Genomic DNA, 17,310 nt, shown 5'->3' with positions numbered 1-17,310 from the left:
GCAGGGATTGAATCCCGCTTATTCATGCGACATTGGAGTGACAACCTTGACCGCCGCAACCACGCCTAAAAGTAAGTCAACCGCCGCCGCGCTCTCCCCCGCGCGCACCAAGCTCTGCCTGGCGCTGCTCGTGCTGTTGGGATTCTCGCTCGGCTGCTCCGAGTTCGTGGTCATCGGCATCGAAAGTGACTTGGCAACGGAACTCGGCGTATCGCTTGCCACCGCAGGCCAACTTATTAGCGTGTTCGCACTGGTCTACGCTATCGCGACGCCGGTGCTCGCGCTCAGCACGGGGCGTTTTCGCCGCTACCAGCTGCTCGTGTGCTACAGCATCGTCTTTGTGCTCGGCAACCTGGTCATGGCGTTGACGCCCAACTTCCAGGTGCTGTTCATCTCGCGCATCATCCTGGGCTCCGTCTCGGGCGCACTGCTCGCCGTGGGCGTGACGTACATCCCCGAGCTGCTGTCCCCGCAGCAAACTTCGCTTGCCATCTCGGTGGTATATGGTGCGTTTTCCGTGGCGATGGTCTTTGTGACTTCGATCGGCAAGTTTGTGGCCGACACGCTCGATTGGCACGTGGCCATGTACGGCACGCTGACCTTTGCCGTTTTGATCTGCGGAGCGCTCGTGGCGTTTATGCCGCGCGCCGGGCAAACCGACGAGCCTGCCACCTTTCGCGAGCAGGCGGGTCTGCTACGCGAGCCGAGCATCATCACCGGCATGCTCATCTTTTTGTTTGGCGTGGGCTCGGTCTATGTGTTCTACGGCTACGTGACGCCTTATCTTGAGCAGGTGCTGGGCATGGGCACGGTCGAAGCCAGCACCACGCTCATGGCCTACGGCGTGTTCTGCCTGATCTCGAACATCCTGGGCGGGTGGATCGATGCGCGCTTTGGCATGAAGGCGCTGCTTGTGACGTTTGTGCTGCAGGCTGCGGCGTTACTCGGGCTGTTTGCTTTGGGCGGCACCATGCCGCTCGCGCTGGTCTTTGTCTTTAGCTTGGCGCTGCTCATGTACCTGTTCTCGGTGTCGTGCATCACACACTTTATGGATGTGGCACGCAGCCGCCACCCCAAGTCGATGGTACTCGCAAGTTCGGTTGAGCCCATGGCGTTTAACGTCGGCATCTCGTTTGGCACCGCAGTGGGCGGCGCCGTGGTAAGCGGAGTTGGCATTGCATATGTAGGCGCGGTCGGTGCCGTGTTCTCGCTTGTGGCCTGGGCGCTCACGCTGGTGACGATTAAGTTGGCTCGCTGGGAGCGCCGTCGTCAATCAGCACAGCCCCGGATGCAGGCATAGGGGCGAACATAGCCCAAGGTGGCGAGCAACCGGTGAAAACCGTCCCATACGAGTAGTGTTTATCCGCCTGCAAGCTCCAGTAGTGCAATTTCGGGTACTTCAGATACACACTTTTCTACTATTTCGTGTATTCCAAGTACATGAAATCGTACTAAACTATGTATCTGAAGTACACGAAATTGGAAAGGCGGCCCCATGCGCAGATCAATCGAATCCGTTATCGAATCATGGGCGACAAAGGACGCGTCGCGCCCCCTCCTCATCCGTGGTGCGCGACGCGTAGGCAAAACGTACGTTGCCGAGGAAATCGGCAGACGGATCGCCGGCGATGCGTTTGTCAAACTCGACTTTCAGACCGATCTTGAGCTGATCGCTCCGCTGTTCGACTGTCCCACCGACGACGTTGACGCCATCGTGGCGCGAATCTCAGACTATAAACGCACCCCCATTCGCAAAGAAACCGCCTTCATCCTGTTTGACGAGGTGCAGCTCTGCGAACGGGCGCTCAACTCGCTTCGCTTTTTTTCGGGTTCGGGCTGGCGCATATGCGCGACCGGCAGTCAGCTCGGCGTCGCCACGCGCAAGCGCAAGTTGCCTTTTCCCAGCGGCGTTCGTCAAGAGACCATGCATCCTATGTCGTTCGAGGAGTTTCTCTGGGCGCTCGACGAGGAGCAGATGGTCAATGCCATTCGTACCCACGCCGGCACGCTCGAGACCTACGCCGTGCACCAAGCCGCGCTCAGCCTGTTTCATCGATACCAGATCGTGGGCGGCATGCCCGCCGCCGTCAACGCATATCGCAAGACGTTATCCATCGAGGATGCGCGCGTCGAGCAGCGCGAAATCGACGAGACCTATACCGCTGATATGACCGACCCCGAAAACGGGATCAGCGGCGTGGCGGCGCGCAAGGTCTGGCGCTCCATTCCGTCCCAGCTGCTGAGATCGTCCACAAAAAAATTCAAGTACTCCGAGGTCGAACGCGGAGGCCGTCGCGCCAAGCTTATCGAGCCGCTCGACTGGCTCGAAGGCGCCGGCATCATATCGGTCAACAACCTGACCGAAGGCATCGAGCCTCCCCTCGTTCCCTTCGACGACGAAGATGGAAGTTTCTTTAAGGTCTATCTTCTCGATACCGGCCTCATGTTCTACAAACTCGGCATCAACCCGCGGCTCTGGCTCGACCTCAAAGAGGATTCCGCCATAGCGCTATCTTCCGATTTCCGAGGCGCCCTGGCGGAAAACTCGGTCATGCAAGCGTTTTCGGGCAATAGCTTGCAGACGTATTACTGGGTGCCGCCGTCGTCTTGGAAGACGACCGGCGAGCTCGATTTTTTACTTCAGACCGACCGTATGGAAATTGTGCCCGTCGAAGTAAAGTCCGCACGTAACGTGCGCGCGAGAACCCTCGGGTCGTTTATGGACAAAGCCCGATCGCCATATGCCTACATTTTGTCCGAGAACAATTTTTCCCGCAGCGAAACCGATGACGGGCGCGAGCTGCGCCACCTCCCCTTGTACGCAGCGGGCTTTATTGGAGCAAACTGCCTCAAGAGCAGTCTGTAAGCCCTGCGCGACCGCCTAGAAAGGAAGCCGCTCATGCAACGCATTCTTTTTATCTGCCATGGGAACATCTGTCGCTCGACGATGGCTGAGTCCGTGTTTACCGAGCTAGTGCGGCGCGCCGGGCGCGCGGGCGAGTTTGTCATTGATTCCGCTGCGACCTCGACCGAGGAGATCGGCAACCCGCCACACCACGGCACCATTGCCAAGCTACGCGAGGTCGGGATTCCCGTCGTCGCACATCGCGCACGTCAGGTGCGTCGCGCGGAGTATGGCGACTGGGACCACATTGTCTATATGGACGACGAGAACGCCCGCGCCCTGTACCGAATTTTTGGGAAGGACCCCGATGGCAAGATCTCGCGCCTGCTCGATTGGACCGATCGCCCCGGCGACGTGGCCGACCCCTGGTACACCGGCAATTTCGACGCCACCTACCGCGATGTACTCGCCGGTTGCACCGCCATGCTCGAGCAGCTGTAGGCGCTCGGGCGGCGCGGGCACACGGGCCACGCCATCGGCATAAAACGAGCGTGGATTTTCTCCCACTTTGAGCGTTCGAGTGCGCTCTAAACGGGAGAAAATCCACGCTCGTTATCTCGGTGGGAGAAAATCCACGCTCATGAATGTGACAAAGGGACTACCCCTTTGCCACATCCGGGACTGGCCCTAGACCGGCTTGACCTCCAGCTTTATCCCTTCGGCGCAGGAGTCGCCCAAAACATCCGAAAGGGCCCAGGTCGCATATAGCGGCAAATAGAGAACCGCTCCGTTGCGCTCAACGTTGCCTCTCGAGAAAACAATCCCGAGCCTTACGCCATATTCAGCCGTATCAAGCACATGACCGAGCGCAGCGTGCGCGTGGTAATAGGAGCCCGATTTAACCTCGATCGGAACAGCCGTCCCATCCGGTCCATCGACCACAAAGTCCACTTCGCCGCGCTTTTTTGTCTGATAGTAGTAAAGCTGGCGATTTTGGGCAGCTAGCTGCTGGGCCACCACGTTTTCGTAAATGCCGCCCAGATTGGGCTCTTTGCTATCAAGATACGCCGCTTGGGCGACTCCAACGGGGTAGCGCGCCATCAACATGCCCGTATCCGATTGATATAGCTTGAACTGCGATGGCCGTGCCGTCTTGAGCAGGGGCGATTTTGGCTCGGTTACGATATCGGCTTTGAGAGCAACGCCGGCATCGACAAGCCATACAAAATCTCGCTGATACTTCTCGTAGTGAGCCTTGGGGTCAATGGAATTGAGCACGAAGCGCTTGTTTTCGCCCTCGAGCATAATAGGGAGCTGATCGTAGATGCTCTGCACCTGCAGGGCTCGCCCGCTTGCATACTTGGAGATATCCCGCCGGTACTGTTCGTTGAGCTCTGACTGCAGCTGACGAACAGAGGCAAGGTCGCCCTGCGTGTCAAGGAAACGCTGCACGACCTCCGGCATTCCGCCGACAACGGTATAGGTCCTGAAGTTTGCCATCATCGCGTCATGAATGTAATCAGGAATGGGCCTCTCGCTGATACACGCGTCACGTATCGTTTGGCGAGCCCCCTCGCTCACCCCGGTTGCCCAGCAAAACTCCTCAAAATCGAGCGGGAACATCCTAAGCTCGTGGACATACCCCACGGGATAGGACCTGACGCCCTTGAACTGGGTCCCGAGCATTGACCCCGAAAACGCCCAGCGGCACCTCCCGTCCTCTACAAGGAACTTTGCCATCGTCATGATGTCGGGGGCCTCTTGGACCTCATCGATAAACACGAGCGTTTTGCCTGGTGCAATCGACTTTCCCGAAAGAAGCGTCACCCTGCTGATGAAATCATCGGCATTCCGCGCCTCGAGAAGAGCATCTTTTGCCTGGCGATTTTCCATGAGATTGAGCTCGATGTAGGTTGCATGGCTGGCTTTGCCAAATGCGCGAATCGAATAGCTTTTGCCGATCTGGCGAGAACCCGTGATGAATAAGGCCTTTTGCTCGGCAGACTTCAGCCAACGCTCCAGCTCTGCCGCTATTTTCCTGCGCAGCATAGGCTCTCCCCTCAGTGTCATCAAATGAAATGCAAAGTTTTATGCGCTTAATTATCGATGAAATGTAGGATTTTTAGAACCTAAAATCGGATGAAATGCAGAGATTTAGGATTATAAGCAAAAAGAAGGGGCAGCCCCGGCGAATGTGACAAAGGGACTGTCCCTTTGTCACATTGCGCTCGACTACTCGTCGACGATCTCGGCAAGCCAGACGTTCAGCGTATCGACCTCGGGGCAGCAGAACTTTGCCGTACCGGGCTCGTTGCCAGGCACGGTTCCGCCATAGCGCAGGATATCGATATAGGGAAAGCCCACATGGCAGGCCATGGCACACATCTTGCCGCGGTCTCGGTCGAAGTCAAAAACGTCGCCCGGCTTGTGACCATGGTGGCAGCGGCACGCACCCAGCTGGTCCACGCAGCTCACGCGGATGCGCGGACGCTTGCCCCGCGGCGCGCCGAGCGGCTTGTTCTCGCCCGCAGGCTTGGCGCCGCCCTCGCCAGCATTACTCATGGTCAATCACATCCAGGCAGGCCTCGATGGGAAGGCCAGCCGACTTGTCCTCTTGGTCGGCATTGCGCTCGATAAGCTCAGCCACCACGCGCATGGCATCGGACGTCGCGCGTTGCAAACTCCAACCTGCCATAACGCGGCCGACGAGCACCGCCGAGAACGTGTCACCCGTGCCCGGGAAATAGACCGGGATCAGGTCGAAGGGAATCGTGAAGTACTCCCCCGCCACATGGTCGTAACCGATGACGACATTCGCACCGTCGACCACAGCGCTCGTAATGACCACCGACTTGGCGCCCAGGGCACGCACGGCATCCACAAGAGTGCGGCCCTCATCGGGCGTGATTTGCTCGGCAATGGGCGTATCGGTGAGCAGGCACGCCTCGGTGTAGTTTGGCACCGCATAGTCGGCGCACTCGAGCAGGCTGCGCATGAGACCGATCGTGGACTCGGGCACGCCGGCGTAGAGCTTGCCGTTGTCGCCCATGATGGGGTCGACGAACACCTTGGTACCCTTTTGCGCGCGACGGTGGCAGAAGTCCGAAATGATGCGCGTCTCTTCCTCGGTCACGATAAAGCCGGTAGAGATGGCGTCGAACTCAAAGCCGAGCTCCTCCCAGATGGCGAGGCTCTGGCGCACGTACTCGGTGGTGTCGTGGATGTAGAACTTGGGATAGTTGAGCGTATCGGACACAAGTGCCGTCGGCAGGTTGTGGATGCGGTAGCCCATGTGCGACAGCACCGGCAGCATGGCGGAAAGCGCGACCTTGCCGTAGCCGCACATATCGTTGATCAGCAGCAGCTGAGTGTTCTTCATGAGGGTCTCCCTTGGTTCGGGCACGGCGCAGCAGCGCCACAGTGCGACTAAGTGTAGCGCAGGGGACGTTGTGAGCGGAGTCGAGCAGCGCGAAGGGTAAATTGTTGCGGAAAGGTTACGGAAAATGATCCCTTTTCCTCCGTCCCCAAGGGATTGCATGCACCGAAACGGACCGTGGCGGAATCACAGGTTGAGGACGGACAGCAAAAACGTTCCTAAGCGAGCAAGGTGGCGTGAAAGAGGAGGGCATAGGCCTTGTGGCCATGCACGACGATTGAACGCCAGATTGCCGCTTAGGAGCGTTTGCAGCGTCGGCCGGTTACGGCGTTTGGTAAAACGCCGTAACTATAAGGTCATGCCGCCGAAGTTGAAAGGCAGATTGCCGCTCTGGCGGGTTTGCAGCGTCGAGCCGTTACGCGGTTTGGTAAAACCGCGTAACCACTACTTTGGTACCTTGACATTCATTTCTCATGCTCCTAGATTGGTTAGGCACAAAACAATTCCACTACCTAACTAAAGAAAGGAGCAACACTAATTCATGTGCAATGAACCTCTTAACCTTTGTTCGCACGAGCCCGACGGCGACCCGTCACAGCCGGCGGATGCACCCGAAGCGGTTAGCTCAGAAGACAAGCTTGCCAAGCGCATCCTCAATGGCCTGGGCTTTTGCGGCCATTACATGCATTTTCATGGCGGAGGCGTGTCCGGCAAGGCGCCCATCATCTGCCTGCTGGCCAAGCAACCCGGCGGCGAGATGTCGCAGCAGGAACTCGGCATGCACTTTGACCTCAAGCCGGGGTCGCTTTCCGAGATCCTGTCCAAACTCGAGCTCAACGGCCTCATCGAGCGCAGCCGTAACCCCAAGGATCGACGGCAGCTCACCATTCGCCTGACCGAAACCGGCCGGGAAAACGCCCGCATCGACCAGGCAGCCCGCATTCGCTTTAGAGAGCAGGCCTTTGGTGCCCTCACCCACGACGAGCGCGAGCAGCTCGCCGAAATGCTCGAGAAAATCCGTGTAACCTGGGAGGAACTGGATGATTAAAACCCTCATGGGCAGCATCCGCGACTATATAAAAGTCACCGTTGCCACGCCGTTGCTCGTGCTTGGCGAGGTGCTCTGCGAGATGCTGATTCCATTTATCACCGCCAACCTGATCGACGCCATCAAAGATGGCACCACCGTAGCCGAGATGCTTCCCACCGCGGGCTTTTTGGTGCTCATCGCGCTGACGTCGCTTGCTTTTGGCGCCGCTGCCGGCGTCACCTGCAGCCATGCGAGTTGCGGCTTCGCTAAGAACCTGCGTCACGACCTGTTCTACAAGATCCAGACGTTCAGCTTTGCCAACATCGATGAGTTCTCGAGCTCCTCGCTCGTCACGCGCCTGACCACCGATATCAACAACGTGCAGCAGGCCTTTATGATGATCATCCGTATCGCCGTGCGCGCGCCGCTGGTATTGATCTTCGCCTTTACCATGGCATTTATCATGGGCGGCAGCGTCGCCATGGTCTACCTGGTCATCATTCCGCTGCTGGGCTTTGGGCTGTTCTTTATCATCTTTAAGGTGCGTCCCATCTTCTCGCGCGTGTTCCACAAGTACGACGCCCTTAACGAGTCCGTCGAGGAAAACGTCACCGGCATGCGCGTGGTCAAGAGCTACGTGCGCGAAGACTTTGAGAAGGAGAAGTTCGCGACCGCCGCACGCGACGTCCAGATGGACTTCACCCGCGCCGAGAAGCTGCTTGCCTTTAACAACCCCATGATGAACATCTGCGTCAACGGCGCGTTTGTCGTCATCATCTACCTGGGCTCCAAGCTCATCATCACGAGCCAGGGCACGCTGTTCGACGTGGGCCAGCTCTCCTCGATCTTTACCTATGGCTTCCAAATCCTCATGAGCCTGATGCAGCTATCGATGATCTTTGTCATGGTGACCATGGCCGACGAATCGGCGCACCGCATCACCGAGGTGCTGGCCGCCGAGCCCACGATCGCCGATCCCGCCGAGCCCGTGCTCGAGGTCGCCGATGGCTCCATCGACTTTGACCACGTGAGCTTTAAGTATTCCGCGCATGCGAAGCGCCAGGCGCTCGACGATATCGACCTGCACATTAAGAGCGGCGAGACCATCGGCATCATCGGCGGCACCGGCTCGGCCAAGTCCACGCTCGTAAACCTCATCGCCCGCCTGTACGACGCCACCGAGGGTACCGTGCGCGTGGGCGGCGTGGATGTACGCGACTACGACTTGGACGCCCTGCGCCACCAGGTGGCCATGGTGCTGCAGAAAAACGTGCTGTTTAGCGGCACGATTGCCGAGAACCTGCGTTGGGGCGACCCGAACGCCACCGACGAAGAGGTCCGCGAGGCCGCGCATCTGGCCTGCGCCGACGAGTTTGTCGACGGCTTCCCCAAGGGCTATGACACCTGGATCGAACAGGGCGGCTCCAATGTTTCCGGCGGTCAGAAGCAGCGCCTGTGCATTGCGCGTGCCCTGCTGCGTCGCCCCAAGATCTTGATCCTGGACGACTCCACGAGCGCCGTCGACACCAAGACCGACGCCAAGATTCGCGCAGGGCTGGCAAGCTATCTGCCCAACACGACCAAGCTCATCATCGCCCAGCGCATTAGCTCCGTGCAGGACGCAGACCGCATCATCGTCATGGAGGGCGGCCGCATCGCGCAGATCGGTAACCACGACGAGCTGCTCAAGACGAGCGAGATCTACCGCGAGACCTTTACCTCGCAGAACAAGATGTCTGCCGAGGGCGAAGAGGCCGTCGAGGCCGACACCGAGGCATCCGTAACGCAAGCTCAGACCCAGGAAGGAGGCGAGGCACATGAGTAAGGCAACGACCGCCGAGCGCACGCTCAACCGCAAGGGCGGCACCATGTCGCGCCTCATCAAGACGCTCTTTGGCTTTTACCCCGTGCTTTTGCCCCTCGTCGTCGCCGGCGTGGTGCTCTGCGCCATCATCAACTCCATCGGCGCGACCTTCCTTCAGAGCGCCCTGCAGATTATTAGCGAATCGTGGCAGTCGGGCGATTGGGGAGCCGCGCAGCCCAAGATCGCACAGCTCGTGACCACCCTCGCCTGCATCTACGGCATCGGCATCCTGTCCTCGCTCTTCTGGAACCGCGCCATGGCCATCGTCACGCAGGGCTCGCTGGAGAAGCTGCGCGAGAAGATGTTCAACCGCATGCAGGACCTGCCGATCCGCTACTTCGACACGCACCAGCGCGGCGACATCATGAGCCACTACACCAATGACATCGACACGCTGCGCCAGATGATCAGCCAGTCGCTGCCCAACCTGCTCATGACGGTCATCGTCATCGTCACGGTGTTCTTTATCATGCTGTACTACAGCGTGTGGATGTGCTTGGTCATTATTGCCGGCGTCGCCTTTATGACCTTTATGACCAAGCTGCTCGGCTCCAACTCCGCGCGCTTCTTTATTGCGCAGCAGACCGAGCTCGGCGTTGTCGAGGGCCATATCGAGGAAGTCATGAACGGCCAGAAGGTCGTCAAGGCATTCTGCCACGAGTCTGCCGCCGAAGCCGATTTTGACGAGCGCAACGAAAAGCTCTTCGAGGTCTCGCAGAAGGCCAACATGTACGCCAACATCCTCATGCCCATCCTTATGAACCTGGGCAACCTGCTCTACGTGCTGGTCGCACTGGCCGGCGGCATTTTCCTAGCGCTGGGCGTGCCCAACCTGAGCATCTCGGGCATGGCGCTGTCCATCGCCGTCGTGGTGCCGTTCCTCAACATGACCAAGCAGTTCTGTGGACAGATCGGCCAGATCTCGCAGCAGATCAACGCCGTGGTCATGGGCCTCGCCGGCGCCGACCGTATCTTTGAGCTCATCGACGAGGAGCCCGAAGCCGACGAAGGCTATGTGACGCTTGTCAACGCTCAGGTGAACCCCGATACCTGGCAGCTCGAGGAGGCCGACCACCACACTGGCATGTGGGCGTGGAAACATCCGCACCGCGCAACCGGCGAGATCGAGTACGTGCCGCTGCGTGGCGACCTGGTCATGGACAACGTCGACTTTGGCTACACGCCCGACCACGAGGTGCTGCACGGCGTGTCCGTGTTTGCCAAGCCGGGCCAGAAGGTCGCGTTTGTCGGCGCCACCGGTGCCGGCAAGACGACCATCACCAACCTCATCAACCGCTTCTATGACATCGCCGACGGCAAGATTCGCTACGACGGCATCAACGTCAACAAGATCCGCAAGGCAGACCTGCGCCGCTCGCTGGGCGTGGTGCTGCAGGACGTAAACCTGTTCACCGGCACCGTGATGGATAACATCCGCTACGGCAACCTGGACGCTACCGACGAGGAGTGCATCGCGGCAGCAAAGCTCGCCGGCGCGGACGACTTTATCACCCGCCTGCCCGACGGCTACGACACGATGCTCACCGGCAACGGCGCGCAGCTATCGCAGGGCCAGCGCCAGTTGATCTCGATCGCACGCGCCGCCGTCGCCGATCCGCCGGCGATGATTCTGGACGAGGCCACGTCGAGCATTGACACCCGCACCGAGGCTATCGTGCAAGCGGGCATGGACAAGCTCATGGAGGGCCGCACGACGTTTGTCATCGCGCACCGCCTGTCCACCGTGCGCAACTCCGACGCAATCATCTGTCTGGACCACGGCCGTATTATCGAGCGCGGCAACCACGACGAGCTGATCGCCAAGCGCGGATATTACTACCAGCTCTACACCGGAGCGTTTGAGCTCGAATAACGTCCGGCGAACTGGACACAAAGCTCCACAACGCACAAAGCCCCCGCAGTTCATGAACTGAGCTGCGGGGGCTTTTTGGTGCTGACGGGAAACCGTATCCCACTTTTCGGGCCCAGAATGGGATGCCGTTTCCCGCTGGGGCCCCTCCGGGAAACTGCATCCCATTTCAAGGGTTCAAACTGGGATGCAGTTTCCCCTAACGGCACCTTTGGGAAGCCGCATCCCACTCTAGACGCACAAAACGGGATGAGCTTTCCCATGGTGATCCAAGACCAGAAGCATGTCCGATAGCGCAACCAGGTCAAGAACAACAAGGCAAGCGTCACGCCAATTTGGACGAGCGTCTGCTGCAGTTTGAGGCTGCTGGCCCATATGGTAGAGTTGGCCTCACGTGAATTTCAGCACACTGCGTGTTACTTGCTTTTTTGTCATTTAGGGGAGTGACTTGTGAATACTTCTGTCGCCAAGAAAGCCAGTCGGGCGATGCGCCTGCTCATGATGGTGCTCACGGCAGTTCTCATCTTCTTCTTCATTAATGTTATGCTGCTCGTCTCCGATATCCAGGGCACGGCGCGCGTGGTCAACTACGCCGGTCTGGTGCGCGGTACCACGCAGCGAATCGTTAAGCTCGAGGACGCGGGCCAGCCTCAAGACGACCTGCTCAAAGCCGTGGATTCATACATCAACGGCTTGCGTTACGGAAGTGACGACCTCAACCTCATCCGTCTCGACGACGATGAGTATCAGGCAAAGATGATCGAGCTTGCAAATTATTATGATGAGCTTTGCGCCGAGATTAGCCGCGTGCGCGAAGTCGGCTACGAGAGCACCGACATCATCTCCATGAGCGAGGAGTTCTTTGGCATTTGCGACGATGCTACGCGACTCGCAGAGGACTACTCTCAGGAGAAGGCGTCGGCGCTCAACTATCTCGAGGGCTTGGTGATCATCGACATCGTGGGCTTGGTGGCGACCTTTGCGGTCGAACTTGTTCGCGCGGTGCGCACTGCCGCGCTCAACCGCGAGCTGCAGAGCAAAGTCTATCTCGACGAAGCCACAGGACTGCCCAATAAGAATAAGTGCGAGGAGATCTTGGGGCAGGAGCAGCCTGTCTCCGCGGAGGCGCCCGTTGCGCTGTGCGTCTTCGATCTTAACAATCTGCATATGGTCAATAACAACTTCGGCCATGAGAAGGGCGATGAATACATTCGCTCTTTTGCCCAACAACTGGGAAGTGTGGCGTCCGAGACCTGCTTTGTGGGTCGCGACGGCGGCGATGAGTTTATCGCGGTGCTGTGGGATGCCGACCGAGCCGCTGTGGAATCCTGTCTCGCTCGGGTTCGTGCGAACGTGAACGAGTATTCCGGGGCTCACCCCGACATGCCTATCAGCTATGCGGTGGGCTACGCGCTTTCCAGTGATTTTGATGAACCGCCTATGATGCGTGAGCTCTTTTCTCAGGCCGACAAAAACATGTACATCGACAAGAACCGCGTAAAGACAGCCGAGGCAGCCGGGCCGCAACGCGAGGACCGCTAAACCCGTAGCAAAGGGTAGCTAATTTGGGACGGGACTCTTTTGGCTATTTGAGAAGTTGTGCCATGGCGTTGACGAATTTTTGGACTTGGAGGGTGGGCTCGAGCGGATAGTGCAAAAAGACCGGTACCTCGCGGCCGCACAGGAACGGCACGCCCACAAAGGCCGGGTGCACCCCCGACCACGCCCCGCAGGTGAGCACCGCGTCGCCCTTTTCCTCCGCCTCGTTAAAGAGCGCAAAGTCAAAGCTGTCCACGTCGATCACGTCAACGCCGCCGTCGGCCAAAAGGTCGATACGCAGACTGTCCATGGCGTCGTTGCCGTGGCGGAGCACGCGCAGGCGCATGCCCTCCAGGTCGGCAACCGTAATGCGTGCCTTGCGCGCCAGCGGGCTCGTGCGCGGCAGGTCGATATAAAACGGTACGTTGACGATGCGGAGCTTTTGGCAGGCATCACCCCAGCGCGGGGTCGAAAAACTCGACTGCACCACATCGACCTCGCGACCCAAGCTGCGCATGACGGATTCGCGCTCGTCATAGAGGTCGCTCACCGGCACGATCTCAAATCGCAGCGACGGTTCCAGATCGTGGATGCCCGACCACATCGACAGCGTTTGGCGCCCCGGGCACATCATCGACACGCCCAGGCGCACGGCACCGCCATCGCCCGCCGCGCGTCGGGCGCGGCGCAGCGCGTCCTCGGACTGGCGCATAATCGAGCGCGCGTCGTCTACCAGTAACGCGCCGGCCGGTGTCACCTTGACGCCCGAGTGCGAGCGTTCGAACAGTGTGATGCCGAACTCGGCCTCGAAACCCGACACCTGTTTGACGAGCGCCGGGGTCGACACGCGCAATTTTGCCGCCGCACGTGAGAAGCTTCCCAGCTCCGCGGCGGCCGATATGGCCTCGAGTCGTCGATCGTACACGTCAATCTCCCGTTTTCGCGCCTGTGAACGCATGGCGCCACAGGGGGTCGTTTTGGCAGGTCACGCGCTCGATTGAGAAAAACTGCATCGCACAGTATAAACCTACGGTTAACGCCATTCTAACAAATATGCAATTCACCTGCGCAAATGCAAAGCATACGATAACCTGCGAAAACCACGTGGGTCGATTAATGGAAACGGCCCACCGGGAGGCACAAGAAGGGAAGTTCCTATGAGCAACTGGCTTAAGCTCGAGGGCGATGTCTGCGCCGTGACCGGCGCACTCGGCGGTATGGGCGTCGAGATCTGCCGCGAATTCGCCCGCAACGGCGCCAATGTCGTCCTGCTCGACCTGGACGAGGAAAAGGTCAAGGCCGCAGCCGCCGACCTCGCCGCCGAGTTTGGCATCCACGCCGAGGGCTACAAGATGAACGCCACCGACGAGGCCGAGGTTCAGGCCGCCGTCGATGCCACCATCGCCGACTTCGGCCGCGTCGACGTTCTCGTCAACACCGCCGGCATCCTGCGCTTCGCCGCCATGGAAGACCTGCCGCTGAGCGACTGGGAGCAGGTGCTCAACGTCAACCTCACCGGCTACTTCATCACCTCGCAGCGATTTGGTCGCGAGATGATCAAGGCCGGCCAGGGTCGCCTGGTGCACATCTCGACCGTTGCCAGCCACTCCCCCGAGACGTTCTCGGGCGTGTACAGCTCCACCAAGGCCGGCGTCAACATGATGTCCAAGATGCTCGCCGCCGAGTGGGGCCCCTACGGCGTCCGCTCTAACTGCGTCGAGCCCTGCTTCGTTAAGACCCCGATGTCGGCCAACTTCTACGCCGACCCCGAGGTCGAAAAGAGCCGCAGCCGCCTGATCGCCACGCGCCGCATCGGCGAGGTCAGCGATATCGCCAACGCCGTCATGTTCCTGGCGTCCAAGCGCTCGGACTTTACCACCGGCGACGCCATCAAGGTCGACGGCGGCTTCTCCAACATGATGGGCGACCTCACCGCCAAGCCCGGCGGCCGTCGCGCCTATGCCGACAACTACCTCAAGAACAAGGGTGTCGAGCTTTGGTCCGATGAGTCCGGCGTCGCCAAGCCGACTGACCAGTAAACCAACCCGACAGGGAGGACCCGCGGACACGCCCGTTCCTCCCCCGTATCGATTAGAAAGAGTCCAATGGCTTCCACCAACTCCAACAAGGGTCGCGCCGTCGTGCTTTCCGCCGCGTGCGTCACCATGTTCTTCATCAGCTCCATCGCGCTGTATTCCGTCGTGAGCAAGAACCTACTCGCCGTCTACCCCGAGTGGTCGAGCGCCCTTACCTGGGCCTTCCCGGTCTTTCAGACCATCATGGCCGTGACGGGCATCTTCGCCGGCCGCATCTCCGATAAGATCGGCCCGCGCAACGTCGTGATCGCCGCCGCCGTGTGCTACGGCGTGGGCTGGTTCATGTCCGGTACCGTCACCGAGCCGTGGCAGTTCTACCTGTGGTTCTCGCTCGTCGCCGCCGTCGGCAACGGCCTGGGCTACAACCCGGCGCTCACCACCGGCCAAAAGTGGTTCATCGACAAGAAGGGTCTCGCCTCCGGCATCACCCTGGCCGCTTCAACCGCCGGCCCCGCCGTGCTGTCCCCAGTGCTCGCCTCGCTGCTCATCCCGAGCCTGGGCATCTTTGGCGCCCTTAAGGCGCTCGGCGTCATCTTCTTTGTGATGATCGCCGCCTCCGCCCTGTTCCTGAAGGCCCCCGAGGCCGGTTGGCTGCCCGAGGGCTTCGAGGCCCCCAAGGGCGGCGCGCATGCCGGCACCTTCGGCGACCTCACCCCGGGCGAGATGGTCAAGACCCCGCGCTTCTGGGTCCTCATCGTCACCTTCGCCTTTGCCGCCACCGCGGGCACCCTGCTCGTGGGCAAGGTTGCCTCCATCGCCGCCGTCCAGCTCTTCGCCGACCCCACGAGCGCCGCGGCCGTCGCCCTCGGCGGTGTGGTGGTCTCCGTCAACACCTGCGCCAACCTGGTTGGCCGTCTGTCCTTTGGCCAGATCATCGACAAGCTCGGCGCCTATAAGTCGCTGCTCATCAGCCTTGTCGTCACCATCGTCGCACTCGTCATCATGTCGATGAGCTTTACGCAGGGCATGTTCTTTGTGGCGCTCGCCCTGCTCGGCTTTAGCTTTGGCGCCCTGCTCGTCATCTACCCGCCGCTCACCGGTGGCGCCTTCGGCACCAGCAACATCGGCGTCAACTACGGCATCATGTTTTTGGGCTACGCCGCTTCCACCTGGATCAGCCAGCCCATCACCGCCGTGCTGTATCACGCCGAGGCCGGCAGCGCCGCCTACCAGCAGTCCTTCTACGGCGCTATTGTGATCGCCGCCATCGCCGTCGTGCTCACCGTCTACATGATGGTCTCCGACAGCAAGAAGAAGTCCGCCTAGTTTTACCGATGCGACAAAGGGACAGCCCCTTTGTCGCATTCCACTGGTCACCAGTATTAAGGAGTCGAAATGCCTGAGCTCAACCCCGTCCGCATTGCCGTTATCGGTGCCGGCGCCATGGGCCGCAACCACATCCGCTTTGTCACCGAGGAGCCCGAGGCCGAGCTCGTCGCCATCGCTGACGCCTTTGAGGGCGCCCGCGCCACGGCCGAGGCCGCCGGCGTGCCGTTTTATACCGATCCCGCCCAGATGATGGACGAGGTCAAGCCCGAGGCCGTCATTATCGCCACCCCCAACGACCTGCACCTGGGCGTTGCCCGCGAGGCCATCAAGCGCAACATCGTGCCGCTGGTCGAAAAGCCGATCTCCAACGACCTCGAGGATGCTCAGGCCTTCGCCGCCGAGGCCGAGACCGCCGGCGTGCCCGTGCTCGTGGGTCAGCACCGTCGCCATAACCCCTTCGTCAACAAGGCCAAGGAGATCATCGAGTCCGGCGAGCTGGGCAAGCTCACCGTGTCGAGCTTCCACTATATGATCTATAAGAATGACGAGTACTTCGATGTCGAGTGGCGTCGCAAGAAGGGTGCCGGCCCGATCCTGGTCAACCTGGTGCACGACGTCGACCTGCTCCGCTACCTGCTGGGCGAGCCCGTTGCCGTCCAGGGCATGCAGTCCAGCGCCGCCCGCGGTTTTGAGACCGAGGACTCCGCCGTGGTCAACGTCCGTTTTGCCGATGGCGCGCTCGCAAGCATGACCATCTCCGACGCCACCGCCAGCCCCTGGAACTGGGAGGCAACCGCTCGCGAGGATCCGCAGTATCGCCCCTTCGACGCCGACGCCTACTTTATTGGCGGTACCTTGGGCGCCTTGTCGCTGCCCCGCCTGCATCAGTTCTCCTACGACGGCGCCTCCAACTGGCACAAGCCGCTGCAGATGGAGATCCCGGCCGTCGACCCGGCGCTGCCGCACAAGATGCAGCTCAAGCACTTTGTGAAGGTTGTCCGCCGCGAGGTCGAGCCCGTCGTGACCCCCGCCGACAACGTTAAGACGCTCACGCTTCTCAACGCTATCAAGGAGGCCGCCGAGACCGGCCAGCTCGTCGAGCTGTAACGCCTTAGGGCAGACCGCGGCAGAAGCCCCATGCCGAACCCTTCGGTCCGCCACCAACAAGCCCCTCTTCTTTGCCCCGCGAGCAGCCTCCTGCCCGCGGGGCATTTTGCTACCTTTCCGACGATTTTTCTGGGGCGAGGGGCCATTTTGCACCTCGGCCTGATTCGTTCGCCACGAAATGCGCCTATCTACTACGTTTAACCGATCGCCCTCAACCGTGCCAAATTTCGCGAAGTAAAAACCGACGCTCCTATAAGTTGTCAAGAGGCAGTTTGCGGGAGCGTTCTCTCCAATTCGCACAGGAGCTCGTAATA

The 17,310-nt window shown here is 60.0% G+C and carries 14 protein-coding genes; 10 read left to right on the top strand and 4 right to left on the bottom strand.

Annotation, left to right across the window (positions count from 1 at the left end):
- Positions 1-37 precede the first annotated feature (37 nt).
- From ACESWY_RS07985 to ACESWY_RS07975, 3 genes are all read left to right on the top strand, one after another.
- Positions 38-1,300 (top strand): MFS transporter, encoded by a 1,263-nt coding sequence (locus ACESWY_RS07985; protein WP_373093883.1) that lies wholly within the window; start codon positions 38-40, stop codon positions 1,298-1,300.
- Positions 1,301-1,495: 195 nt separating this feature from the next.
- The gene (locus ACESWY_RS07980; protein ID WP_250787170.1) at positions 1,496-2,866 is read left to right on the top strand and encodes an ATP-binding protein; all 1,371 of its coding nucleotides are present in this window, start codon (positions 1,496-1,498) and stop codon (positions 2,864-2,866) included.
- A gap of 33 nt (positions 2,867-2,899) precedes the next feature.
- Entirely contained in the window at positions 2,900-3,346 is a 447-nt protein-coding gene (locus tag ACESWY_RS07975) for a low molecular weight protein-tyrosine-phosphatase (RefSeq protein WP_373093882.1), read from the top strand.
- 186 nt (positions 3,347-3,532) lie between these two features.
- On the opposite strand, the gene ACESWY_RS07970 is transcribed toward ACESWY_RS07975, so the two are convergent.
- The 3 genes from ACESWY_RS07970 to ACESWY_RS07960 all read right to left on the bottom strand — a co-directional run bounded on the left by ACESWY_RS07970 (position 3,533) and on the right by ACESWY_RS07960 (position 6,224).
- Entirely contained in the window at positions 3,533-4,894 is a 1,362-nt protein-coding gene (locus ACESWY_RS07970) for an ATP-binding protein (RefSeq protein WP_373093880.1), read from the bottom strand.
- A gap of 183 nt (positions 4,895-5,077) precedes the next feature.
- Complete coding sequence (locus ACESWY_RS07965; protein WP_215674512.1) at positions 5,078-5,407, bottom strand: TIGR04076 family protein; 330 nt, start codon at positions 5,405-5,407, stop codon at positions 5,078-5,080.
- Entirely contained in the window at positions 5,400-6,224 is an 825-nt protein-coding gene (locus tag ACESWY_RS07960) for a PfkB family carbohydrate kinase (protein ID WP_035138774.1), read from the bottom strand. Before ACESWY_RS07960 ends, ACESWY_RS07965 begins: the two co-directional genes overlap by 8 nt.
- Before the next feature lie 538 nt (positions 6,225-6,762).
- Here ACESWY_RS07960 and ACESWY_RS07955 point away from each other — a divergent pair.
- From ACESWY_RS07955 to ACESWY_RS07940, 4 genes are all read left to right on the top strand, one after another.
- Positions 6,763-7,269 carry a MarR family winged helix-turn-helix transcriptional regulator gene (locus ACESWY_RS07955; RefSeq protein WP_195240123.1) on the top strand — a complete coding sequence of 169 codons (507 nt, stop codon included), beginning with the start codon at positions 6,763-6,765 and terminating at the stop codon, positions 7,267-7,269.
- A complete protein-coding gene (locus tag ACESWY_RS07950) occupies positions 7,262-9,076 on the top strand; it encodes an ABC transporter ATP-binding protein (protein WP_346976930.1) in 1,815 nt (604 codons plus the stop codon). The genes ACESWY_RS07955 and ACESWY_RS07950 overlap by 8 nt, the downstream gene beginning before the upstream one ends.
- A complete protein-coding gene (locus tag ACESWY_RS07945; protein ID WP_373093877.1) occupies positions 9,069-10,988 on the top strand; it encodes an ABC transporter ATP-binding protein in 1,920 nt (639 codons plus the stop codon). Before ACESWY_RS07950 ends, ACESWY_RS07945 begins: the two co-directional genes overlap by 8 nt.
- A gap of 447 nt (positions 10,989-11,435) precedes the next feature.
- Positions 11,436-12,527, top strand: a complete 1,092-nt coding sequence (locus ACESWY_RS07940) for a GGDEF domain-containing protein (RefSeq protein WP_373093875.1) — start codon at positions 11,436-11,438, stop codon at positions 12,525-12,527.
- Positions 12,528-12,570: 43 nt separating this feature from the next.
- Here the strand turns inward: ACESWY_RS07940 and ACESWY_RS07935 are convergent, their stop codons facing one another.
- Positions 12,571-13,449 (bottom strand): LysR family transcriptional regulator, encoded by an 879-nt coding sequence (locus ACESWY_RS07935; RefSeq protein WP_368135183.1) that lies wholly within the window; start codon positions 13,447-13,449, stop codon positions 12,571-12,573.
- 232 nt (positions 13,450-13,681) lie between these two features.
- Here ACESWY_RS07935 and ACESWY_RS07930 point away from each other — a divergent pair, with 232 nt between their 5' ends.
- From ACESWY_RS07930 to ACESWY_RS07920, 3 genes are all read left to right on the top strand, one after another.
- Positions 13,682-14,563, top strand: a complete 882-nt coding sequence (locus ACESWY_RS07930; protein WP_118934451.1) for an SDR family NAD(P)-dependent oxidoreductase — start codon at positions 13,682-13,684, stop codon at positions 14,561-14,563.
- Positions 14,564-14,629: 66 nt separating this feature from the next.
- Complete coding sequence (locus ACESWY_RS07925; protein WP_195240106.1) at positions 14,630-15,886, top strand: MFS transporter; 1,257 nt, start codon at positions 14,630-14,632, stop codon at positions 15,884-15,886.
- A 69-nt stretch (positions 15,887-15,955) separates the two neighbouring features.
- Positions 15,956-16,996 (top strand): Gfo/Idh/MocA family oxidoreductase, encoded by a 1,041-nt coding sequence (locus tag ACESWY_RS07920; protein ID WP_373093873.1) that lies wholly within the window; start codon positions 15,956-15,958, stop codon positions 16,994-16,996.
- The last annotated feature ends 314 nt before the right edge of the window (positions 16,997-17,310 follow it).

This window comes from Collinsella aerofaciens ATCC 25986 (genome assembly GCF_964237925.1).
In the GTDB taxonomy this organism is placed as follows: domain Bacteria; phylum Actinomycetota; class Coriobacteriia; order Coriobacteriales; family Coriobacteriaceae; genus Collinsella; species Collinsella aerofaciens_BJ.
Note: the sequence above shows the minus strand (reverse complement) of the source record. Positions and strands in the feature narration are given on the sequence as shown.

Coding starts and splice junctions, on each gene's coding strand:
- ACESWY_RS07980 (WP_250787170.1), top strand. CDS start 1,496: ATGCGCAGATCAATCGAATCCGTTATCGAATCATGGGCGACAAAGGAC.
- ACESWY_RS07975 (WP_373093882.1), top strand. CDS start 2,900: ATGCAACGCATTCTTTTTATCTGCCATGGGAACATCTGTCGCTCGACG.
- ACESWY_RS07970 (WP_373093880.1), bottom strand. CDS start 4,894: ATGCTGCGCAGGAAAATAGCGGCAGAGCTGGAGCGTTGGCTGAAGTCT.
- ACESWY_RS07965 (WP_215674512.1), bottom strand. CDS start 5,407: ATGAGTAATGCTGGCGAGGGCGGCGCCAAGCCTGCGGGCGAGAACAAG.
- ACESWY_RS07960 (WP_035138774.1), bottom strand. CDS start 6,224: ATGAAGAACACTCAGCTGCTGCTGATCAACGATATGTGCGGCTACGGC.
- ACESWY_RS07955 (WP_195240123.1), top strand. CDS start 6,763: ATGTGCAATGAACCTCTTAACCTTTGTTCGCACGAGCCCGACGGCGAC.
- ACESWY_RS07950 (WP_346976930.1), top strand. CDS start 7,262: ATGATTAAAACCCTCATGGGCAGCATCCGCGACTATATAAAAGTCACC.
- ACESWY_RS07945 (WP_373093877.1), top strand. CDS start 9,069: ATGAGTAAGGCAACGACCGCCGAGCGCACGCTCAACCGCAAGGGCGGC.
- ACESWY_RS07930 (WP_118934451.1), top strand. CDS start 13,682: ATGAGCAACTGGCTTAAGCTCGAGGGCGATGTCTGCGCCGTGACCGGC.
- ACESWY_RS07925 (WP_195240106.1), top strand. CDS start 14,630: ATGGCTTCCACCAACTCCAACAAGGGTCGCGCCGTCGTGCTTTCCGCC.
- ACESWY_RS07920 (WP_373093873.1), top strand. CDS start 15,956: ATGCCTGAGCTCAACCCCGTCCGCATTGCCGTTATCGGTGCCGGCGCC.